Genomic DNA, 22717 nt, shown 5'->3' on the forward strand with positions numbered 1-22717 from the left:
ATGGTGAGGAAACTAAAAAAATATTTGATCTTAATTTTGGCTTTATCCGCTTTTCAGCAGGTGTTTGCACAGCACGATTCTCCGGTTGTTGCCAAAACATCGACCGGGGAAGCCGAAGAAAGTGTATCAACAGTATTAAACATTAACAATAAAGAAGGTATTTTCAATTCGGTTGCATCATTTACTTTTGATGTAAAAAACACTTATAACAGCCAACAGGAAGGCACCGTATCATACCTTATCACCGACGAAAAAGGTGTAAAAGTTAAAACCCTTTCAAAACCCGTAAAAATTGCAAAAAAAAGCGTGGAGCACTACAGCTTTGAAATTCCGGCACTTAAAACCGGGTTTTATAAGCTTAATATGATGATCAACGTATCTGATTATGACGATACCACCCGCAGGGCTTTTGGCATCAGGGCCGATGAAGTAAAATCTGCATTTGCAAAACCTGCCGATTTTGACAGCTTTTGGGCTAATGCAAAGGCCGACCTTGCCAAAGTAAAACCGCAATTTAAGGTAACGGAGGATGTATCACAAAATACCGATAACCGCAGGGTTTTCCTCATCGAAATGAAATCGTTGGATAACCTGACTATCCGCGGGTGGATGACCATTCCTAAAAATAGCAACAAAAACAAACAATTTTCGGTACTTTTAGGCTTACCGGGCTACCAAGTTACTTTGAAACCTATTGTAGGGCGTGACGATGACCTGGCGATCATCACCCTGAATACCAGGGGACAGGGCAACAGCCGCGATGTTATACATACCGAACGCGATGCCTTTATATCATACAACATTGAAGACAAAGATAAATATGTGATGCGGGGCGTAATTATGGATTGTGTACGCGCGGTTGATTTTATTTACTCGCGGAAGGAGTTAAGGCACGACCAAATCCTGGCTACTGGCGGCAGTATGGGCGGCTATCTGGCCATTGCTCTTGCTGCATTGGATAAGCGTGTAACTATTTGCTCGGCCCAAAACCCCATCCTGAGCGATGTGCACAATTTGGCAGGCACAGTTGAGTGGCCAATAAAAGATATCAGAAAATATGTAGCCGGCAAACCCGGCGTAACCTTTGAACAGGTTATGCATAATATGGAATATTACGATACCAAAAACTTTGCAACTGATGTTAAGTGCCCCACTCTGCTGGGTTTAGGCCTGCTTGATCCTTATGTACCACCGGGCAACGGCTTTGCAGTTTATAACTCTTTAAATACCGATAAAAAGGTAATGGTGTTTAAAGACCTGGGGCACGAGGTGAGCCAAAAATATAAGGATTACGAAGGTGCATGGATGCGCGATACCTTTGGATTATTTTAAAGATATACCTATGGATAAAAACATGACCCTCAACAAAAAGCTATTAAAATACCTGCTTGCATTGGCAATACTAATAGCTTTTGCGCCACGCAACAGCTATGCCGATGGGTTTCCGGTAAGGCCGGGGCGGTTTATTTTGTCGCCATCGGTAAGCTACTTTTTTGCCAACAAACAATTCGATTCAACAAGTCACCGGCGGCCATTTGATGATAATGGGCGTTTTCATTCTGTTAGTTACGCCTTTTATAGCGAATATGGTATCAGCAGAAAGTTTACCCTATCTGCCCTGGTACCCTATTCCATGAACTACTTTAATACCGATAGTATAACACATGCCATCACCACATCGGGTTTGCAGGATATTGAAATCGGTTTAAAATATTACCTGGCCAATATCAATTACAAATACTATTTCAGCATAAAAGCTACCGGTATTATACCTACCTACCGCAATAACGCAAGCCTGGGCTATGGATACTATGGCTCGGAGCTTAAGCTTGCCTTTGCCGGCAGCGGGCATTTGTTTGGCAAACAAAGTTATTTTGTTGCCGAAAATGCCGTACGCGAATATTTTGGAAGCGAATCTGTTTTCCAGGACAGGTATAACCTGACGTATGGCTTAACCCTCGACAAAAAATTCAAGGAGCAGTTATCGATAAGCATTGGTGGTTTTTACGCAACCAGTGGTAATTCAATGATTAATCCTAATCCTATTATTTCGGCCAATCCTAATACCAGCAAAAACTTTGCGTTTAACCAGGTATCGGCAAGCTACGGACACGCTTTTACCAAAAATTTATCGCTGTTTTTAACCGGCGGAACTTTTATAACCGGCCGAAGCACCGGTGCAGGCACAAGCCTTTCGGCATCGTTGAATTACAGGTTAGATACCAGGTAGTTTTAATATATATTTGAGACAGAAATTATGAACAGCCTAAAATCCTGCATGCTGATGTTACAACTTGCGATGTTTTTGCAGATAGACAGCGCGAATGCAAAAACAACTGGTCATAGGGCTGATCAGGAAGTTTCAACCACACTTATAGCTGGTAGTAAAGATGCCATTTTTAGCGGCCGCGCCAGTTATACCTTTAACGTAAAAAATGCCACCGATGCGCCACAAACAGGCACCGTATCGTACATAGCACTTACACCAGCCGGGGTAACAGTTGCAAAAGAAAGCAGGACCGTAAATCTATCTAAACACAGCAACAGCAGCTTCGATTTTACTATACCCGAGCAGAAACCGGGGTTTTACAAGATCAATTTTATGATCAATGTATCTGATTACGATGATACCACACGCCGCGTGTTTGGCGTCCGCCCGGAAGAGATCCAATCACAGCATGGCCGCCCTGCTGATTTTGACAGTTTTTGGCAAACTACCAAAAGCGAATTGGCTGCGGTTAATCCGCAATTTAAGATGACCGAAAAAGCCGATCAGGAAACAGAAAACCGCAAGGTTTACTTAATAGAGATGCGCTCACTGGATAATATCACAGTTCGCGGCTGGCTAACAATTCCTAAAACCACCATCAAGAACAGGAGGTTTACCACCCTTTTGGCATTGCCTGGCTACCAGGTTGATTTGAAACCCATGTTAGGCGAAGACAATGATATTGCCATCATTACCCTTAATGTGCGCGGCCAGGGCAACAGCCGCGATGTTATTCATCCTAAAAGACCTGATTATATTAGCCTGAACGCCGAGGATAAAAACAAATATGTACTTCGTGGCGCCATTATGGATTGTATCCGCGCTATTGATTTCATCTATTCGCGGCCCGAGCTTGACCCTAAACGTATTGAGGTATCCGGTGGTAGTCTGGGCGGTTTCCTTGCCGCTGCGGTAGCAGGGTTGGATAATCGTGTACAACTCATCTCATCACAAAATCCTATCCTGAGCGATATCCGTAACCTTGCCGATCAGGAAGACTGGCCTATGTACGATTTACACAAATATGCAGGTGAAAAAGGGATTAAATTTGATAAGGTATTAGACAACCTGGATTACTTCGACATCAAAAACTTTGCGCAAAACATCCAAACCCCGATTCTACTGGGTATCGGTTTGCTTGACCACCTGGCGCCCCCTAATAACGAATATGCTTTTTACAACCTCATCCCCGGCAGGTACCGCAGGATAATGGTTTTTAAAGACCTTGGCCACGAAGTAGCCACAACCTATGTGCTGAAAGATGGCCATATGATGCGGGATAAGTTTGGCTTGTTTTAGAATGTAAATGCTACCGCGGGTTTAGCGAAGCGTAACCCGTGGTAAACAATAATTTAAGCTTCCAGCTTAAATTAACTACTCGATTTTATATTTTAGCTACCATGAGCCGCAACTATAAATTCAGAGACCAGGAATGCCTGTATTTTGTAACTTTTACCGTTGTAAATTGGATTGATGTATTCACCAGGAGAGAATATAAAGACATCATTGTTGACAGCCTTAAATACTGTATTAAGCATAAAGGGTTACAATTACACTCCTGGGTAGTTATGAGCAACCATGTCCATCTAATCATCGGCACCACCGATAAACCCATGCAGGATATTTTAAGGGATGTAAAGCGGCACACTTCAAAAATGATTATCAAAGCCATTAATGAAAATATGCAGGAAAGCAGGCGCAAATGGTTACTATGGTTTTTTGAACGCGAAGGAAAAAGAAACCCTAACAATGAGCATTACCAATTTTGGCAACAGGGAAGCCACCCTATCGAACTATATACCAATAAAGTACTTGATCAAAAACTTGATTATATACACAATAACCCGGTAACCGCAGGCTGGGTTGATGGGCCGGAACACTATCTTTATAGCAGCGCAAGGGGTTACGCGGGGATAAAGGGATTGATTGATTTAATCTTGATTTAAATCGTGTTTATTAATTTAAGCTGGAAGCTTAAAACAAATCCTTCAGGTGCTTATAGTTGGCCTTAACGGTGTCCAATACCTCGTCCATATGGCCGTTAAGTATTAGTTTGGTCATGGATACGGCCATGCCTGCAACCTGTTTCAGTTCGATTTTCGGCGGCACGGCCAGGGCATTAGGGTCGGTAAAAACGTTTAACAACGCGGGGCCGTCAAAAGCAAGGGCATCACTTATAGCCTGCCTTACATCGCCGGGTTCGGTAACGGTGAAGCCTTTAATACCCATAGCCTGGGCAACCAGTGCAAAATCAGGGTTGTACATATCGGTTTGCCAATCGGGCAGGCCGGCAACCTCCATCTCCAGCTTTACCATCCCCAATGAGCGGTTATTAAAAACGATAATCTTAACAGGCAATTTATACTGAACAATAGTTGCCAGGTCGCCTAAAAGCATCGAGAGGCCACCGTCGCCGCAAAGGGCTATTACCTGCTGTGCCGGCCTTGAAAGCGCCGCGCCTATAGCCTGGGGCATGGCATTGGCCATCGATCCGTGGTTAAAGGAACCTATCATTTTACGTTTGCCGGTAGCATTAATATAGCGCGAACCCCATACGCATGACATGCCCGTATCTACCGTAAAAATCGCATCCTCTGCGGCAAGTTTATCCAGTACATGAGCTACAAATTCGGGGTGAATTTTGTCGGTTTCGCCGCTATCGTCCACATAGGTTTGCATTTTGTCTTTTACATCGGCATATACTTTTAACTGGGCCTGCAAAAAGCTGTCATCTTGTTTTTTAGTAATGAGCGGCAGCAGCGCTGTTAAAGTGTCTTTCACGGTTCCGCATAAACCAATATCAACTTTGGCGCGGCGGCCAAGCCGTTCGGGCTTAATATCTACCTGTACTATCTTACAATCTGCAGGCATAAACGGTGTATACGGAAAATCGGTACCCAGCAAGACCAGCAGGTTGCACTCATGCATACTGTGGTAGGCCGATGGCAGGCCAAGCAGGCCCGTCATGCCCACCTCGTTGGGATTATCATACTGGATATCCATTTTAGCACGAAAAGAATAGGCTACCGTAGCATTCAATTTTTGCGCCAACTCCACCACTTCGTCATGCGCGTTGGCAGCGCCAATACCGCAAAATATAGTAATCTTATTATAACGGTTAACCAATGCGGCTAACTCTTGTAAGTCAGCGTCTGACGGGCGGATAACCGGAACAGGGTTAAAATTCTGGGTAGATGTTTCTATCTCAACGGCATCCATGCCCGATAAATCTCCCGGCAGGCCAATTACAGCAACACCCTTTTGATGCAACGCGCTTTGGATGCCGGCCTGCAGCATGCGCGGCAATTGTTTTGGTGTGGTAGCTATCTGATTAAAATAACTGCAATCATCAAACAGCTTAATGGTATTGGTTTCCTGAAAATAGTTTGTACCAAACTCAAAGCTGGCAATTGTTGATGCAATGGCTATAACCGGCGCACCCGAGCGGTGGGCATCATACAACCCATTGATTAAATGCACATGGCCCGGTCCGCTACTGCCAGCGCAACAGGCAAGGCCGTTTAATTGTGCTTCGGCACCTGCGGCGTAGGCTCCTGCTTCCTCATGCCTAACGTGAACCCACTGAATACTGCCTTCGCGCCTTACGGCATCATTTACTTCGTTAAGGCTATCGCCTGTTACCGCGTAAATTCTTTTGATGCCGGCATCTACCAACATTTGTACCAATTGGTCTGCAACTTTTTTTGCCATGTTAATTTTGATTATCTCCGTTTAGATTAACCAAATTACAGGGCAAGGGTTTTTAATTTATCTATTATTGCAGATAGAATTATTTTACAGAACCATCAGGCTTTTTGCTTATAAGTAGCTGAAACATTTTTTAACATATCAATAATCTCCTTCAGCTTCATTGGTTTGGCTATATAATTATCCATGCCGGCCTGCAGGCATATTTCTTTATCTTCAGCCATTGCATTGGCCGTCATGGCAATGATGTAAGGCTGCTGCCTGCCATTTTTCCGGATGCAGGAAGTTGCTTCAAGGCCGTCCATTCCGGGCATTTGTATGTCCATTAACACTACATCAAACTCATTTTTCTCCACCTCATTCAAAACTTCAAACCCGTTTTGAACCATATCCGGCATATAGCCCAGCTTATTCAAAATACGTTGTATCAGCTTCTGATTTATTGGATTATCTTCGGCAACAAGTATCTTGAGCGGGTTTTGCTCTGCAAAATCAACCGAAAGTATCTGTTTGCTTTTATCTTCAAACAACGAATTGTTATTATTTAAATTTAAGGCCATTTGCAGGCTGCTGTATAAATACTGTTGTTTAACAGGTTTTATTAAAATGGCCGCAAATAATCCCGGAAACTTTTTTCTGCTCTCATCGCCTATTGAACTCAGCATAATTACAGGCATTAACGGGTTAATGTTCTTTATCGCTCTGGTTAAGCCCACCCCATCCATCCCGGGCATCTCCATATCGGTAATAACTAACTGTATGCTATTTTCTTCCTCCAATTGGTTAAGGGCATCTTCGGCAGATGTAGTTGCAGCAACCCTCATTTCCCAGTTCTCCAGCTGGTTTTTCAAAATCTTAAGGTTTGTTTTATTATCGTCTACAATTAATACCTGTACCCCTTTAAAACCAACGGTTGTGTACATATCATCGTTGGGCGCTTTGGCATTACTTACACCAGCATTGATAGTAAAATTAAAAACCGAACCCTCTGAAGGCAGGCTTTGAACCCATATTTCGCCGCCCATAAACTCAACAAGTTTTTTACTAATTACTAAACCAAGGCCGGTACCGCCATATTTTCGTGTGGTTGAAGAATCTACCTGGCTAAAAGGCTTAAATAAATTTGACAACTTGTTTTCCGGAACACCGATACCCGTATCCTTCACACTAAAACCTATCAGTATATTACCGTCATGAGGTTTTGATGCAGCAAATACTCTTATAAATATTTCTCCTTTCTCGGTAAATTTTATGGCATTACTTACCAGGTTTATCAATACCTGTTTAAACCTGAGTTCATCGCCCACAATGCATGCCGGTACATCAGTATCTATTTCATAAATTAAATCAATATGTTTTTCGGCAATTTTGGTCGAGAACACATCCATAACATTTTCTATACTTTTACGAAGTACAAAATCCTCGTGCTCAATTTCAATTTTTCCTGATTCTATTTTCGAAAAATCAAGAATATCATTAATCACATTCAGCAGGCTTTCGCCACAATTGATAATCGTGTCGGTGTATTCGCGCTGCTCACCGTCAAGGTTGGTTTCGGCCAGTAATGATCCCATTCCTATAACGCCATTCATTGGTGTGCGTATCTCGTGGCTCATGGTGGCCAAAAAAGTACTTTTGGCCAGGTTGGCTTTTTCGGCCTCCTCACGGGCCAAATGCTCCTGGTGTTTTTGTTCGGTAAGTTGCTGGTTAAGCACTTTCAAGTCATCAGCCTGCTCAAGCAACTTATCTGATTTTATGGTTAATTCGGTATTTAGCGAATGTAATTCTTCTGATTGTGCCTGCAATTCCTCGGCCTGTGCCTGTAGCGCTTCTGATTGTGTTTGAAGTTCTTCGGCTTTATTGGCTATATCGGCAGTTCGTTCTTTAACCTGCTTTTCAAGTTCTATTTTTTGCTTGTTGATACCGTTGATACGGTGGCGGTAATAGGAATAAATACCAACAATAAACGTTAGTCCGGCCAAAATCCGGAACCAAAGCGTTTGCCAGTACGGAGGCTTAATAATAACTTGAACCGAAGCAGTTTTGGGGTTCCAAAAGCCATCGTTATTTGATGCTTTAACCCTAAATGTGTAAGTACCGGGATCAAGATTTGTATAAGTTGCTCTTTTTGTGGCATCGGCACTTGTCCAACTGGTATCAAACCCTTCCAGCTTGTAAGCGTAGCTGTTGTTTTCGGGTATTACATAATTTAATGCGTTAAATTCAAAAGTGAGCGACGTTTGCTGGTAGTTTAAATGCAACTGCTTTGTTAAAGAAATATCGGTTTTTAATATCGAATCCTTTTGACCCGGAACGATGGTTTTATTAAAAATCTGCAACCCGGTAATAAAAACAGGCGGCAGAAAGGTGTTGATTTTGATATTTTTAGGATAAAAAGTGGTGAGCCCTTTGGTACCGCCAAAAAACATTTCGCCATCTTTTGCCCTTAAAAACGAATTGGATTCAAATTCAATTCCCTGCAGGCCATCATGAATATTAAATTTTTTATAGGTGTGCTTATCCGGATTAAACATAGACAGGCCATCATTAGTCGATACCCATAGGTTGCCAAATTCATCTTCGGTTATGCCTTTAATCACATCATCAAGCAGCTCTGGTTGTTGGCTGTAAGGTGCAAACGCGTTTTTTTTCGCGTCAAAAAGATACAAGCCTGTTTGACCGATCCACAAGCGTCCTTTATGGTCGGTAAATATTACCCTGATATCGGGCTTCTTGGCAGATTCATTAAAATAATGCGAGAACCGCCTGCTTTTTAAATTGTAACAATTTAAGCCCCCGTCGTCGCCGCCAAACCAAACATTGCCGGCTTTATCCTGGTTAATTACAAATACATTATTGCCCAAAAAACTGGTAACCCCGTCAGGGTCTTTAGTAACATGCCTGAATTGATGGGTTTTAGCATCAAGCAGGTTTAGCCCACCGCCAAAAGTGCCAACCCACAGGTTGCCTTCGCTATCCTGGAAGGTTTTAAATACCATATCCGAACTAATGGTTGTTTTGTCATTCGGGTTATTTTTAAAACGGATGAACTTTGTACTTCCGGGGCTGAGCAGGTTTAACCCACCGGCCCAGGTACTAATCCATAGGTTTTTATCACGGTCTTCGGTAATGTCAAGCACCGCGTCAGAACCAATACTGGCCGGGTCGGCCTCGTTGTATCTGAAATGTTTAAACGATGCATTCTCCCGGTTAAAAAGATTTAGCCCGCCCCCATCGGTACCAATCCAGATATTGCCCCTGCTGTCTTCACAAAACGACTTAACATCGCTGAAGCTTAAACTATTGGGGTCTTTTTCCTGCCGGTAAGTGTTAAACCTGTTGGCGGCCGGGGTGTACAGGCTGATACCTCCGCGGCCTGTACCCACCCATAAGTTGCCCTGGTTATCTTCAAACAAACCCGATGCCGAGGTTTGTGCAAGGCTTTTCGGATCATAAAACTTATGGGTATAGTGGTAAAAGCTGTCATCTGCCGGATTATAAAGATTAAGTCCCTCGTTGATGGTACCTATCCAAACATGGCCGTCGTGGTCAATAAGCAAACCGGCAAGTGCTATCTCATTGCCCGATAAGCTACCTGCCGCCCCCGGAATATGTTGATACTGCTTAAAAGAATTATTTTGCGGGTCGAAAACCAGCACCCCTGCAGTTTTGGTAGCAAGCCAAAGTTTACCATCATGCGCTTGTTGCATGCATTCAATATGGTTGCCTGTACGTCCGAATTGATTTTTTATCAGGTTAAATGTCTTTGTACTGCGGTTATACAAGTTTAAACCCGAATCGGTTGCTATCCAAAGCCTGTTCTGCCTGTCTTCTAAAATATAATGAACAGCGCCTGTACTAATACTGTTGCCATCCTTCTTGTTGTGGATAAAATGTGTAAACTGCTTGGTTTCCCGGTTAAATATATCAAGGCCGCCATCTTCAGAAACCACCCATAAAACATGCTGCGTGTCTTCCAAAATGCAAGCTATCATACTTCCGCTAATGCTATTTTTATTTTTTGCGTCGTGATTGTAACGCGTAAATGCATTGCTATACGGGTTAAAGCTATTTAGCCCGTTTAATGTGCCAATCCATAAAACCTTGTTGCTGTCTTCATAAATATACTTAATCAGGTTATCACTAAGGCTGTGCGCATTGCCTGGTATGGTACGGTAAACAATCATTTGCTGCCCATCGTAACGGTTTAAACCATCCTGGGTACCAAACCACATAAAACCCCGGCTATCCTGCCTGGTAGCAAACACATAACTGTTTGACAGGCCTTGCTCTATGCTGATTTGCTTGAATTTTATTTCGGGCGCTTGTGCTTTACCTTCTGTTGGGTATAAAAGGCCCGCAAACACTGCAAGCCCCGAAACCAAACATGTAAACCATCTGTGCGGTTTAATCATCACTATATAAAGGTTTTTTTGGTTTTAGCTATATGCTGTTTTTATACGTTTGCTATCGAGTAAAGTTAGCATTAAGTAAAATTTTACATATTTAATAAAAAATTGACAATTAAGCACATACGCCGATTAAAACGAGTTTGTATTATTGTGCATTAATTAAAGATTAGTATCATGGGACGCATAGTTATTGTAGCCTACAAACCCAAACCCGGCAAAGCCGCGGCTTTAAAGGAACTTAGCAAAACGCATGTACCGCGCCTAAAGGCCGAAGGGCTGGTTACTAATCGTGAAGCCATAATTATGGAAGCTGCTGACGGCACAGTTGTGGAAGTTTTTGAGTGGCTTTCGGCAGATGCCATCAGGCAGGCGCATGCCAACCCCGTTGTACACCAGTTATGGGCCGAGTATGCCGGGGTATGTGATTATGTAAACTTAGGCAGCCTTGCCGAGGCCGGAAATATGTTTGCAGAATTTAATGCTGTGGATTAACATAAAACCATCACCGTGTTAAAACATACACATCCATTTTTAATTATTAACTACACAGCAACAAAGTAAGTATTTTATTATTGCGGTAAAGTTTTGCAGATAAAATACAAATAGAAGATATACTTTAACACCAGGAAATATGAAATTCAATCTTGTAGCAATCCTTGCAATTTTAGCCTTTTGTTCCGTAGGACAGCGCTCATTTGCCCACTCGCGAAAAAATACCATAACAACCTACGCGGTTACAATTGAGCCGGGCGAAGTTCTGCCGCAATTCCCGGGCGGACAGGAAAAGCTTGCCGCGTTTATCAAATCGAAATTACGGCCTGTGAAAGGGGTATCGGGCAAAGTTTTGGTTTATTTTGTGGTGGAGAAAACCGGAAAGCTAAACCACATTAAAGTGGTTAAAGGGCTCAGCGCCGAGGCAAACAAAGAAGCAGTACGTGTCATGACACTTTCGCCAAAATGGAAGCCTGGTTCTCAAAATGGTGTTGTGCGCAGGATAGCCTATACCACGCCGGTGATTTTTAGTTAAATCCGGCTTCAAAAAATTTTGATTTAACCAACATAACCGCTTTGTTTTAATTTATGAAGCAATTACTTAGCGCTGTTACCATCGCTGCCAAAAATTTGCGGCAACTAAAGCTGTTTTATACGGATGTTTTGGGATGGGAAATACTGACAGAAAACGAAAGCGTTTTAATGCTGAAGTTGAAAACAGTTGTGCTTACATTGTGCACCGAAGAGCTATTTGCTGATTATACCGGGATATCGCCGCATGGGAAAAAGCATGCGGGTTATTATTTAACCATCAACCTTGATTCGGCCAAGGAAGTCGACGATAATTTCATGGTATTGGCCAGATTAAAAACCAATATTGTAAAAATGCCCGCGCAAACATTTTGGGGCGGCTACAGCGGCTTTTTTACCGACCCGGAAGATAATTTGTGGGAGCTGTGCTACAACCCGATACCCGGGACAAAGGCTTGAGAGATTTATCTAAAATGAAAATTCTCGGCCTTTAACCGCTTCTGCATTTCCTGTTTATAGTTACGGCCAATGGGCAATTCGTGCCCGTTCACTTCTACACTGTAAGCGTAAAAGGAACTGATATGCGTAATGGCTATAATAAAAGACCGGTGCGCACGCACAAACTTATTTTCGGGCAACATCCCTTCCAACAGGCTTATTTTTTGTTTGCTGATATAGGCATTACCGGTGGTTATCACTTTTACATAATCGCGCAGGCTCTCTACCCATAAAATATCATTTACATTTATCTTAATGGTTTTACGTTCAACCTTCAGGTACAGGAATGCCTCGGTATCGCCAACGTTTTTTTCATAGTTGTCGCCTGCGCTCGCTTTGTTGCCATTAAGCTGGTAAACCTTATCAATAGCCCGCATAAACCTGTCAAGCGGAATGGGCTTAACCAAATAATCAACCACATTTAACTCAAAGCCATCAAGAGCATACTGGCTGTAGGCTGTAGTAAAAATAGTTTTGGGTGGATTTTTAAGGGTCTTTAAAAAATCAATACCCGTTATTCCAGGCATCTGGATATCTAAAAACATCAAATCAACAGTTTTTTGCTGCAATACCTGAAAGGCCTGAATGGCGTTACTACATTTACCCACAATCTCCATATCATCAAAGTTTCGCAGGTAATTCTCCATAACCTCAATGGCATAAGGCTCGTCGTCAACTATGAGTATACGCAATTTCATGGGTGGTTATTTTAGATGGGGTTTGAGGTGCAAAATTAAGCCTGAGATCGAGCACCGCCAGAAAAGTGTCATGGTCATCCATTATTTTAAGGCCGTGGGTGGTGGGGTATATCAGTTCAAGCCGTTTCTTAAGGTTTTGCAGTCCAATATTCCCGGTTTTACCGGCGCCCTTGTTTGCGCGGGCTACTTTACTGTTTGATATTTTGAGTTTAAGCTCATCGCGCATAACATATAAATTGATATTAATCCACGCATCGCCCATTTGCTCGCCGGCACCATGTTTAAACGCATTTTCAACAAGCGGCAACATCAGCAATGGAGCTATCAGCTTACCGTCGGTATCGCCATAGATATTAAAATTGATATCCAGCCTGTCTTCATAACGCAGCTTTTCAAGGCTTATAAACTGCTGCAGCATTGTAATCTCCTGGTTTAACAACACCTCGCCGGTATTGCATTCATATAGCATGTAACGTAAAATATTGCTCAGATTAAGGATTAGCTGCGGCGATTTTGCAGATTGGTTTAAACTTAAAGCGTAAAGATTATTTAGCGTATTAAATAAAAAGTGAGGGTGTACCTGCGCTTTCAGTGCATTTAGCTCGGCCTGTAAAGTGGCCTGTTTACGCTGATACCACCTTTTAAACAACTTAATGGCCAAAACAAAGCCTATTACCAGGTTGGTTCCTTTTAACGCATTGATCATGTTTTGTAAATCGAACAGCTTCACTAAAAATGGCCGCCGCGAAGCTTCAAAATAGTCGCCTTCAGTAAGGTGCATCATGCGAATGGTATAGGGCGTTACAAACAAAATACCAACTATGCGGGTAACAACAACCGACAATACAAACACCCCCAATGCCAGGAAACAAAACTTCAAGTACTTGCCTGGGAACAGGTATTTAGGGATAAGCCAGCCGGCTATAGCATAATAGTAGGCTATCTGGATAGGCATAAAAATAAAATTGTTACGTAGCGATACCATGAAATTGGTTGGTACCGAATACATCATTGTTATGATAAAGCTCACGATTAGCCAAAACAATATGTGCTGCACAGGCCTTGGCATTTTAAATTGGGCAACATCTAAATCAGCAAGCTGTTTCATATAGCTAAATTACTTATAGTCAGTTAAAAGAATGAACCATTTAGTCGGTCCGTCGACGGATGACACGCCAGCGTCGACAAAACGCATTTCAACAGGTTTATCCGGCATGTTTTTGCACATTAATGCAGTTTATGCATACCACAAGGCTGTTTGTATCCGGTATCCTGCTATATGACGCTGTTAGTTTATAAAGTGTTACCCGGCCTATAATTTAGTTACCGGATTTAAAAAATAACCGACATGAAAAAGACCATATTAACATTTGCCATTATTTGTATGGCGGCTGCAGGCAGTATAGCCCAAACAAAAACCAGTAACACCGCTACCTGGGTTGTAGAAAGCAACCTGAACAACCCGGACATCCAAACGGTAAGGTTTTATGATAATGATAAACACCTTATTTACAGCGAAACCATTAAAGCCCGCATAAATGTGAGTAACAAAAAGGTGCAGCAAAAGCTCAACAACATGATGGACCTTTTAATGACAACCGGCAAACCAGTAAACGACAGTAACATGCTTGCAGCATCTTTTAAAGTAAAAAAAAGATAAACGCGCAAAACAGAAATGAGGGGTACTGATTTGCCCTAAATCAAAAATTATATAAAGATGCTTTTTAATTATACTCAGGGGAGCGCGAGGCGAACCTGTTTATTTTTGCCGATGTCATTAATTAAAAACAAAAAAGGCAAACTTGTTATAAGTCTGCCCTTTTTTTATGTACCAATATATAGTGAAGCCTTTAAACGGCTGCTTGTTTTTGTAGTGTTTGTTACCTATAGTTCTTAATTATCTGATGCCTTAATATATAATCCGCTGTCCCAAAAGGATATCGGCTTTCAGCCTTGAGCATTCTGCTTTAAGCTTTACAATTACCTGTAAATGATGGTTAGTATCTGGTAGGTACCAAAGTACAATTGCAGTAACCTGCTTTTTATAAGTTCGATGTTTTGCTTTTTCATGACCGTATTGTTTGATTGACATGTCAAAGGTACTGCGCTTAGCAGGGTGCATCAATCTCAATAAATCGGTTTTAACAACCAATTTTTCCTGAGGCCGGTTATTACCGTCAGCCGATAGTCATAACGGTGATTTCGGCAAGATAAATTGGGGAGAATTTTATTGAAGCTGCTTAAACTCCGAAGGATTATTGCCGGCAAAGCGTTTGAAAAAACGGCTGAAATGCGAACTGTTATCAAAGTTCAGCCGCTCGGCAATTTCTTTGATACTCAAACCCGATGAAGATAGCAGGTATTGCGCCTCCAGGTACATCCGGTTATGGATAACATGTAAGGCGTTTTGGCCTGTCTCAGCTTTTACAATTTCGGTTAAATATTTTGCCGATATAAACAAAGCATCGGCGTATTCCTGCACCGTTTTAAGGGTAAGGAACTGATCCTCGACCAGCTTTTTGAATTTATAAACCAGTTGATATTGCTTGCTGAGGTGGCGGGTAGAATGCAGCAGGCAGTTTTCGCAAGCCCGGTTCATTTCGTAAAGCAAATCCGTTAACAGCAATCGCAGTATGGGTAAATGGAAAGCGCCTTTCTCCCTGCTTTCGTCGCTTATTTTTTCATAAAGCGCCTTTAACGAGGCGCAACTTTTTTGCGACAGTCCGTAAATTGGCGGATAATCGGGGTTTACCTCCAACAGGTTATCCAGTATGTTTTCTTTAAGCAGGTTATTGGTCAGGAATTCCTTTTTAAACAACACCTCGTACAATAACAAATCGGGCGAGGCATCTTCAAAAGATGTTATAAACTGGGGCGATACCAGGTGGATAGAATTGGTATATACCTCGAACACAAAATGACCGATTGTTTTTTTACAGCTGCCCCTTAAACATAAAATCACCGAGTAATAATCTGTTTTAACAGGCAGGCCATGTGTAAGCCCCGATTGATTATTGAGCACTGCAAAATCGTCCTGGTTCCAGCCGTCGTTAATAATTCCAAAATCGGGCGCATGATCACCTGCCGATGCCAGGTGCTTTTTTAGCGTTGATGAGATATCTAAAATAGTGATCTTATCGCTCATAAATTAGGTTTATTCCTGCTCAACCCAGTTACCGTCGTCTTTAATGATGCCTATAAGTTCATCTAAAGCGTTTGCCGCGCTGATGTTTTTCTTTACGGCTTCTTTACCTCGGTAAAGGGTGATTTTATCTGTGCCCGAACCAACGTAGCCATAATCAGCATCCGCCATTTCGCCGGGACCATTTACGATGCAGCCCATAATACCAATCTTCAAGCCTTTAAGGTGACTTGTGCGGCTGCGGATCATCTGCGTAGTAATCATCAAATCAAACAAGGTACGCCCGCAGCTTGGGCAACTGATATATTCTGTTTTGGAAATACGTGAACGCGTAGCCTGCAAAACACCAAAGGCGGTAGAAGTGATCACTTTGGTATCAACCTCAGGTGCCTCAATCCAGATACCGTCACCAAAGCCATCAACTAACAAAGCGCCAAGGTCGGTGGCGGCGTAGAGCTGCAGTTTAGATGTGAGATTTGAGATTTGAGATCTGAGATCAGCTTCACTTTCGGACTTTCCGACTTCCGGACTTTCGGACTCAAATACATAACTCCTTTTTACTATAACCGGCACTTCCAAACCCAGTTCTTCCATTTTGAAAAAGAAGCCGCGTTGATCGGCCATACCATGCAGCGCATTGGTTTCTAAAACAAATACCAGCGAATTGTCAAACGGTAATGAGCCAAACTCTTCCGAATCGATATCTTCCGGAAACAGCGTCACCAGGTTTAACACTGACGTTTTGTTGGTGGCCCCGATATATTCTTTCAGTGTAAATAATGGATGACAAAGGGTTTTATCGGCCAGTTTTAACCAGGTTTGGTAGTTATACAACTGCTTTAAGTTACCGGGTAGGTTAAACGACGGTAACTCATCAGCCAGGTAAACAAAATCAACCGACTGCTCGGCCATGTTATATTTATCCAGCAAGGGCGAGTAGATATACCCCGCATCCGCCATAATACCAGGATCTTTCAGGTTCTTTTTACTCAGATCGATAACCACCCTTGGCACCATATGCCCGCCAATGAAAGCATTAGCCTCGTAGGTGTGGCGTTTTTCGTATTCGTAGGGATTATGCGTTTGAGGCGAAAGGTGAAAGGTGAAAGGTGAAAGGTTCTTATCGGTAATAATCTCATTGCCTTTTGCCTTTAACCTTTCGCCTTTAACCTCCTTCTCCCTTAAAGAGTATCGCTTCACCAACTCAATAGCCACCGGTGCTTCTGCCTCCGGTTCTTCGGTTAATGATACGCGGACGGTGTCACCGAGGCCGTCTTCCAATAGGGTGCCTATGCCTACGGCTGATTTTATGCGGCCATCCTCGCCGTCGCCGGCTTCGGTTACGCCGAGGTGCAGGGGATAGTTCATGCCTTCGGCAACCATGGTTTCTACCAGCAGGCGGTAGGCTTGCACCATTACCTGCGGATTGCTTGATTTCATGCTGATTACCAAATTATAATAATTCAGCGTTTCGCACATGCGCATAAACTCCATGGCCGATTCCACCATGCCCTGCGGGGTATCGCCATAACGGCTCATAATCCTGTCGCTTAAGCTACCGTGGTTGGTACCAATGCGCATAGCGGTGCCATACTCTTTGCAGATGTTTACCAGGGGCGCAAACTTTTGGTAAATGCGTTCCAATTCGCCCTGGTACTCCAGGTCGGTATAATCAATCTGGTCGAATTTCTTTTTATCGGCATAGTTGCCTGGGTTAACGCGTACTTTTTCGACAATACGGGCGGCCACTTCTGCGGCGTTTGGTGTAAAGTGGATATCGGCCACCAAGGGTACATTGTAACCACGGGCGCGAAGCTGTTTTTTTATCTCGGCCAGGTTTTTGGCCTCTTTAATGCTGGGCGCGGTAATGCGCACGTACTCGCAGCCCGCATCAACCATACGGATAGATTGCTCAACGGTACCCATGGTATCCATGGTATCGGTAGTGGTCATGCTTTGTATGCGAATGGGGTTATTGCCGCCCATGGGCACATCGCCAATATTTACCTCGCGGGTAACAAAACGCGAATATTGGGTTAACGAATTACAATAACGGCCTTGCAGCAATTTAACAGCATCAGTATTCATGCAGCGGATAATTAATAAGCTGCAAATTTAACGATTATGTTGGGGAATAAGTTGTTTGGATGTAAATGATAAATTAATGGGCAGTTAAGTTATGGTGAGGATAAAATTTATATTTTAGGGGCAAATAGCCTTTAATTATCACAATGAAAAATATACTTGTTTTAATCTTACTGTCAGCGTTAATGGCTTCCTGTAAAAGCAATACAAAACGGGGAGTAAAAGATTCATTAATAATCGCTAAAACTGCATACCCATCGCCAGAACTTATCAAAATATTTGTACCCGCCATAAAAGGCACCTGGGTTAAAAAGGCATATATTGATAAGATAGCTAAAACAAAATCGCCTTTAGCGGCGGCGGATGAGGCGGATTTAACAACTTTTGTAATTAATACTGAACTGATAAAGGGAGATAGCCTAAAAGTACTTGCTGGATGGGGAAACCACGATGGCAGTGAGTTAATTCTGAAATTCAAAAAAGGGACACGCCCCATGGCGCTCATTTTTGGAGCAGGCGAATTAAGTTTGTCATCAATAAACGGAGAACCCATTTTAACATATTATCACCCCGACGAAAAAAGCAAAAAGACTATCGCAACCCAATATATAAAAGCTTTATCAGACAAACCAACCGAGTTGGGTGAAGGCACATACTATCTGGTAAATAAAGCGCTCATCGCAGGCGACTATGTTATGACAGATAGCCTGGGAGTTGTTTCAAAAATCAATTTTGATCCGTATGAAAAGGTGAAAGGTTTTTTTGACTTTAAAACCTACCATATAAATATCGATCTGAATTCTGATGTGATGGATAATCTTGACGAAATAGCATTTGACGGTTTTACTAAACACTATATATCATATTCTTTTGAAATTGACGCCGACACCTTAAAGATTTATGATACCCGGCCAAATGCTGATTCGACATTGTTGGTTTTGGATAAATTGAAGTATAGATTGGTGAGGGCAAGATAGTTAATTCTTTTAATAGTGTCCCTTTAAAGATAGAATGTAAACAATATCGCCCTCTATTTCATAAACTAATCTATGTTCCTGATTGATCCTTCGGGACCAAGCTCCAGACAATCCATGTTTTAATTGCTCGGGTTGACCTATACCACGATAAGGATCATTGGTTATAGCTTCAAGTAATTCCTTTATTTTTTTAATTGCCTGCTTATTTCCGCTCTTTTTGAAGTATACCAAATCTTCATCAGCTTGCCGGGTAAATTCTACAATCACAGGTTGTCAATATTTACAACTCTCGTTTCACCACGTTTTACCTGTCTCCTGCTTTCTTGAATTTTTGCTACAAATTCAGGATCATAAGGTTTTTCGGCCTCAAATGAAATTTTAAGCGCTTTCATAAAAGCTTTTAAAGCATCCAGTTGTTCTTTATTTTGCGGGTGTACGATTAGCGTTTCCATATTCAAATTTAAGCATTTAATTGATTAAATTTGATGAATGAAGCCCCAATTTATAACTAATGACAAAGGCGAAAAAACTGCTGTAATTATTCCAATAAGTGAATATGAGGATTTATTGCATAAGCGTCATTTAACACCCGAAGTAACCGAAGGGTACAAAGGTATGATAGATAAAATGCTGGCTGAGGAGAAAAATGATACAACCAAATATGTTTCTTTCGAAACCATCAAAGCCAAATTTCTAAAAGCCTGATTAACTATCCCCCCTAAAACAACCTCTCCTTAATTACCAGCGTACCGGCCATCATATCATGTAAACATTGCTGCTTCTTGTTAAAAAACGCCAACAGGTAGCCTATAAAAAACGTAAGTACAGAAAATATTTTGCACAGGTTACGGGCTATGGCTTTACCAAACTTAATACGCTCGCCATTCATGTCAACCACTTTTATTTTGAGCATCTGTTTGCCATAGGTGGCCTGTTTGGCCGAACTTTCCATCACCATATGGTAAATGATCTTGACAAATGGTATGCAAGCCAATAAGCCAAAGCTGGCTGTCATGCGCGTTTCTTTATCCTGCAATACCAATAATACCACCACAAAAATAACCACCACAAATGCGCCGAAAACGATAAACCAATCTAAAAACGAAGCCAGCAATCGCTGGTCGAAACTGCCGAAATACTGCATAAGCAGGGCGGGTTTGGCAAAGCCGAAAAGTTCCCGCAGTTCGGCAATTTCCTGGGCTTCCTTGTAATCGGGCATTTCGGGCGTTTTTACAAAGTCGGCAGGTTTTATTTTTCTGGCTTTTAGTTCATCAATACTGAAAGGCCCTTCGGGCTTACCATTGATCACTAAAATGTAGTTTGGATGCATGTGCAGGAGCTTTTCTGTTAAGAATACTTTTGGCGTGAAAAGTTACAGTTTTAATATCAAGTAGTGAGTATCAAGATTTTTAAAAAGTATTGCCGTTTGATTCAAATTCTTCCATCCAGTACTTTGTCATTTATTTAACCTTTCGCGTTCAACTATCCAAAAAAATCTTGATACTTGATACTTGCGACTTGATACTATTCTACCATGCATTACGAGGACGAAACATTTACCAAAACCCCTGCCACCCAACTTACCGGGCGCAACCATACCTACGAAAACTGTAAATTCATCAGCTGCGATCTGTCGCATGCCAACCTGTACGGTTTGGTTTTTATCGACTGTGTATTTGATGGCTGCAACCTGGCGCTGGCCGATGCCACCGATACCGGCTTCCAGAATATCCGGTTTAAAGATTGCAAACTGAGCGGACTAAACTTTGGCAAAGCCCGCGACTTTCTGTTCGAGGTGTACTTTGAGAACTGCATTTTAGATAACGCCATCTTCTACAAAAAGAAAAACAAAAAAGGCCGGTTTACTGATTGCTCCATGACGGAGACTGACCTCACCGAAGCAGATTTAACCGAGGCTAAATTCATCAATTGCAACCTTAACCGGGCTTTTTTCAGCCGCACGATACTCAAAGGAGCCGACCTGCGCAGCTCCTACAATTACACCATCGACCCTGATGATAATATGATTAAAAAAGCCATGTTCTCGCTCCACGGCCTGCCCGGCCTGCTGGCCAAATACGATATTAAAATTGAGGGATAATATCCTGGCAGATATTTAGTTATATGTATTCTTCAGGATAGACCTTATGCGAAAAATTGTAGTGTTTGTTGGATTAGTATTTTCCTCTTCTTTGGTAAAAGGACAAATACGCGACACCATTAACTTAGAAAATATTATTTCACGTTATCATTGGTTGCTGAATCCAGATTCAACACATGCTATGGCATTAGCCCCGAATCCGGGAAGCTGGAACAAAATTAAAACACGTGATTATTGGGATGCAAAAGCGGAGCGCGATAAAACTATTGATCCATTTTATTACCTGAACAGCACATTTTCCTTCCAAAAAAATGATATCTCAGTCTATCTAACTTTCAACAAGTTTAACACTTCTGTTTTAGCATCAAACATCAAGAAAGACTCTGCACAAAAAGCTTTTAGAACTCTCCTCCATGGTCTATACCGATGGCATATATCTTTTAGGGACGATATTGACTATGTTTGGACTTTCCCGCTAAAGGGATACAACTACCGGGCAGTTGGAGGTAATGGAGATGGCTATTCAGACAACGGCTACCGTTACCTTGATGGTAACAAACACGGAGCCCATCCGGCCCATGATATATTTATCAATGATAAAAACCAGGATTGTTTAGATGATCGTAATAAAAACCCTGTTGATGTACTCGCTGTCGACTACGGTATCGTAATAGCATGCAGTGACAAATGGGATAATAATAGTAACCTCCGAGGTGGCAAATACATTTGGATTTATCACTATCATACTTATCTAAATAGTGATAAATTCAAATTGACAGGTCGATCTAAATCTGGCTACTTTACCTACTACGCTCACAACAACGCCATTTTTGTAAAACCCGGTGACGAAGTTAGGTCAGGCCAAAAAATAGCCGAGGTTGGCCGCACCGGCTACAATGCTTATAAAAAACGTTCGCCCACACATTTGCATTTTTCGGCGTTCCGGCTGGTTGATGATATCCCCGTGCCCTTTAACCCCTATCAGCAATTAAAAAAAGCTAAAACATTATGAAAGTGATTTTAATGTTCATGATACTGGGGGTAATGAACAATCCTGTAAAAACCGACAATGTTATCACCCGTTTTAAACCGCCCACAGGTTATAAACAAAGTGCCGTAGCGCCCGGTAGTTTTAGTGCCTGGCTACAGGCTGTTCCGCTGAAACCTAATGGATCGCAATGCCTCACCTACCAGGGTAAGGTGGCCCGCACCGAGGCTTATACTGCGGGCATAGTTGATTTGAGCGTTGGCAAGTACGACCTGCAACAATGTGCCGATGCTGTGATGCGGCTGCGTGGCGAGTACCTGTACAGCCAAAAAAAGTACAATGAAATCTCCTTCAACTTTATCAGCGGTTTCCATTGCGATTTTGTGCATTATGCCAATGGGTACCGCTACAGTAATGACCGTTGGATACTAAAAGCCAAAAAAGATTATGGCTACGATAACTTTATGCGGTACATGACCCTGGTATTTAGTTACGCCGGCACCCTATCGCTGCAAAAGGAATTGAAAACCGTAAGCAATCCATCAACCTTAAAAACCGGCGATGTGTTTATTAAAGGCGGTTCGCCGGGACATTGTTTTATAGTGATGGATGTGGTAGAGGATGCGGCCCATCATAAAAAATTCCTGCTGGCGCAAAGCTATATGCCTGCACAAAGCATCCAACTGCTCCAATACCAGGAAAACCCCTGGTTCAGCCTTGATGAACCTGCCTATATCCTTTATGGCGAATTGGTGAGCCCTGCGTACTTAAAACGCTTTGAGTGATCATGGTCATTTATTAGTTCATATCCTGGTT

The 22717-nt window shown here is 42.3% G+C and carries 22 protein-coding genes; 13 read left to right on the forward strand and 9 right to left on the reverse strand.

Annotated elements, in window-relative coordinates; all coding sequences use genetic code 11:
- The 4 genes from AC1RM2_RS08700 to AC1RM2_RS08715 all read left to right on the forward strand — a co-directional run bounded on the left by AC1RM2_RS08700 (window position 1) and on the right by AC1RM2_RS08715 (window position 4215).
- Window positions 1–1332, forward strand: coding sequence for an acetylxylan esterase (locus tag AC1RM2_RS08700; protein ID WP_492984627.1), 1332 nt, complete (start codon window positions 1–3; stop codon window positions 1330–1332).
- Between the two features lie 10 nt (window positions 1333–1342).
- On the forward strand, window positions 1343–2230 hold the full coding sequence (locus AC1RM2_RS08705; protein WP_492984628.1) for a hypothetical protein: 888 nt from the start codon (window positions 1343–1345) through the stop codon (window positions 2228–2230).
- A gap of 27 nt (window positions 2231–2257) precedes the next feature.
- On the forward strand, window positions 2258–3568 hold the full coding sequence (locus AC1RM2_RS08710) for an acetylxylan esterase (protein WP_492984629.1): 1311 nt from the start codon (window positions 2258–2260) through the stop codon (window positions 3566–3568).
- A 101-nt stretch (window positions 3569–3669) separates the two neighbouring features.
- Window positions 3670–4215, forward strand: coding sequence for an REP-associated tyrosine transposase (locus tag AC1RM2_RS08715; protein ID WP_492984631.1), 546 nt, complete (start codon window positions 3670–3672; stop codon window positions 4213–4215).
- A 28-nt stretch (window positions 4216–4243) separates the two neighbouring features.
- Here the strand turns inward: AC1RM2_RS08715 and AC1RM2_RS08720 are convergent, their stop codons facing one another.
- Window positions 4244–5980: a thiamine pyrophosphate-dependent enzyme gene (locus tag AC1RM2_RS08720; RefSeq protein ID WP_492984632.1), complete on the reverse strand. Its 1737-nt coding sequence runs from the start codon at window positions 5978–5980 to the stop codon at window positions 4244–4246.
- Window positions 5981–6075: 95 nt separating this feature from the next.
- A complete protein-coding gene (locus AC1RM2_RS08725; protein ID WP_492984634.1) occupies window positions 6076–10392 on the reverse strand; it encodes a hybrid sensor histidine kinase/response regulator in 4317 nt (1438 codons plus the stop codon).
- A 171-nt stretch (window positions 10393–10563) separates the two neighbouring features.
- Here AC1RM2_RS08725 and AC1RM2_RS08730 point away from each other — a divergent pair, with 171 nt between their 5' ends.
- The 3 genes from AC1RM2_RS08730 (at window position 10564) to AC1RM2_RS08740 (ending at window position 11871) form a co-directional block, all read left to right on the forward strand.
- Window positions 10564–10881 (forward strand): hypothetical protein, encoded by a 318-nt coding sequence (locus AC1RM2_RS08730; protein ID WP_492984635.1) that lies wholly within the window; start codon window positions 10564–10566, stop codon window positions 10879–10881.
- Window positions 10882–11020: 139 nt separating this feature from the next.
- Complete coding sequence (locus tag AC1RM2_RS08735) at window positions 11021–11416, forward strand: energy transducer TonB (RefSeq protein WP_492984636.1); 396 nt, start codon at window positions 11021–11023, stop codon at window positions 11414–11416.
- Between the two features lie 53 nt (window positions 11417–11469).
- Entirely contained in the window at window positions 11470–11871 is a 402-nt protein-coding gene (locus AC1RM2_RS08740) for a VOC family protein (RefSeq protein WP_492984637.1), read from the forward strand.
- Between the two features lie 5 nt (window positions 11872–11876).
- Here AC1RM2_RS08740 and AC1RM2_RS08745 read toward each other — a convergent pair whose 3' ends face one another.
- Together AC1RM2_RS08745 and AC1RM2_RS08750 are read right to left on the reverse strand one after the other, a co-directional pair.
- Complete coding sequence (locus AC1RM2_RS08745) at window positions 11877–12608, reverse strand: LytR/AlgR family response regulator transcription factor (protein WP_492984639.1); 732 nt, start codon at window positions 12606–12608, stop codon at window positions 11877–11879.
- Complete coding sequence (locus AC1RM2_RS08750; RefSeq protein WP_492984641.1) at window positions 12583–13716, reverse strand: sensor histidine kinase; 1134 nt, start codon at window positions 13714–13716, stop codon at window positions 12583–12585. Before AC1RM2_RS08750 ends, AC1RM2_RS08745 begins: the two co-directional genes overlap by 26 nt.
- A 240-nt stretch (window positions 13717–13956) precedes the next feature.
- On the opposite strand from AC1RM2_RS08750, the gene AC1RM2_RS08755 reads away from it, so the two are divergent.
- Window positions 13957–14268, forward strand: coding sequence for a hypothetical protein (locus AC1RM2_RS08755; RefSeq protein ID WP_492984642.1), 312 nt, complete (start codon window positions 13957–13959; stop codon window positions 14266–14268).
- A 567-nt stretch (window positions 14269–14835) separates the two neighbouring features.
- Here AC1RM2_RS08755 and AC1RM2_RS08760 read toward each other — a convergent pair.
- Together AC1RM2_RS08760 and ispG are read right to left on the reverse strand one after the other, a co-directional pair.
- The gene (locus tag AC1RM2_RS08760; RefSeq protein WP_492984643.1) at window positions 14836–15753 is read right to left on the reverse strand and encodes a helix-turn-helix domain-containing protein; all 918 of its coding nucleotides are present in this window, start codon (window positions 15751–15753) and stop codon (window positions 14836–14838) included.
- A 9-nt stretch (window positions 15754–15762) separates the two neighbouring features.
- The gene (gene ispG, locus AC1RM2_RS08765) at window positions 15763–17838 is read right to left on the reverse strand and encodes a (E)-4-hydroxy-3-methylbut-2-enyl-diphosphate synthase (protein ID WP_492984645.1); all 2076 of its coding nucleotides are present in this window, start codon (window positions 17836–17838) and stop codon (window positions 15763–15765) included.
- Window positions 17839–17981: 143 nt separating this feature from the next.
- Between ispG and AC1RM2_RS08770 the strand changes: the two genes are divergently transcribed.
- Window positions 17982–18812: a hypothetical protein gene (locus AC1RM2_RS08770; RefSeq protein ID WP_492984647.1), complete on the forward strand. Its 831-nt coding sequence runs from the start codon at window positions 17982–17984 to the stop codon at window positions 18810–18812.
- Window positions 18813–18821: 9 nt separating this feature from the next.
- On the opposite strand, the gene AC1RM2_RS08775 is transcribed toward AC1RM2_RS08770, so the two are convergent.
- Window positions 18822–19079, reverse strand: a complete 258-nt coding sequence (locus tag AC1RM2_RS08775; protein WP_439699009.1) for a Txe/YoeB family addiction module toxin — start codon at window positions 19077–19079, stop codon at window positions 18822–18824.
- Complete coding sequence (locus AC1RM2_RS08780; RefSeq protein ID WP_439699010.1) at window positions 19076–19264, reverse strand: DUF2683 family protein; 189 nt, start codon at window positions 19262–19264, stop codon at window positions 19076–19078. Before AC1RM2_RS08780 ends, AC1RM2_RS08775 begins: the two co-directional genes overlap by 4 nt.
- A 37-nt stretch (window positions 19265–19301) precedes the next feature.
- Between AC1RM2_RS08780 and AC1RM2_RS08785 the strand changes: the two genes are divergently transcribed.
- The gene (locus tag AC1RM2_RS08785; RefSeq protein WP_439699011.1) at window positions 19302–19517 is read left to right on the forward strand and encodes a hypothetical protein; all 216 of its coding nucleotides are present in this window, start codon (window positions 19302–19304) and stop codon (window positions 19515–19517) included.
- Window positions 19518–19530: 13 nt separating this feature from the next.
- On the opposite strand, the gene AC1RM2_RS08790 is transcribed toward AC1RM2_RS08785, so the two are convergent.
- Complete coding sequence (locus tag AC1RM2_RS08790; protein ID WP_492984649.1) at window positions 19531–20142, reverse strand: RDD family protein; 612 nt, start codon at window positions 20140–20142, stop codon at window positions 19531–19533.
- A 204-nt stretch (window positions 20143–20346) separates the two neighbouring features.
- Here AC1RM2_RS08790 and AC1RM2_RS08795 point away from each other — a divergent pair, with 204 nt between their 5' ends.
- The 3 genes from AC1RM2_RS08795 (at window position 20347) to AC1RM2_RS08805 (ending at window position 22686) form a co-directional block, all read left to right on the forward strand.
- On the forward strand, window positions 20347–20913 hold the full coding sequence (locus AC1RM2_RS08795) for a pentapeptide repeat-containing protein (protein ID WP_492984651.1): 567 nt from the start codon (window positions 20347–20349) through the stop codon (window positions 20911–20913).
- 181 nt (window positions 20914–21094) lie between these two features.
- Window positions 21095–21925, forward strand: coding sequence for a M23 family metallopeptidase (locus tag AC1RM2_RS08800; RefSeq protein ID WP_492984652.1), 831 nt, complete (start codon window positions 21095–21097; stop codon window positions 21923–21925).
- Window positions 21922–22686 carry a DUF4846 domain-containing protein gene (locus AC1RM2_RS08805; protein ID WP_492984654.1) on the forward strand — a complete coding sequence of 255 codons (765 nt, stop codon included), beginning with the start codon at window positions 21922–21924 and terminating at the stop codon, window positions 22684–22686. The genes AC1RM2_RS08800 and AC1RM2_RS08805 overlap by 4 nt, the downstream gene beginning before the upstream one ends.
- The last annotated feature ends 31 nt before the right edge of the window (window positions 22687–22717 follow it).

This window comes from Mucilaginibacter sp. GW822-FHT03E02 (assembly GCF_058801545.1).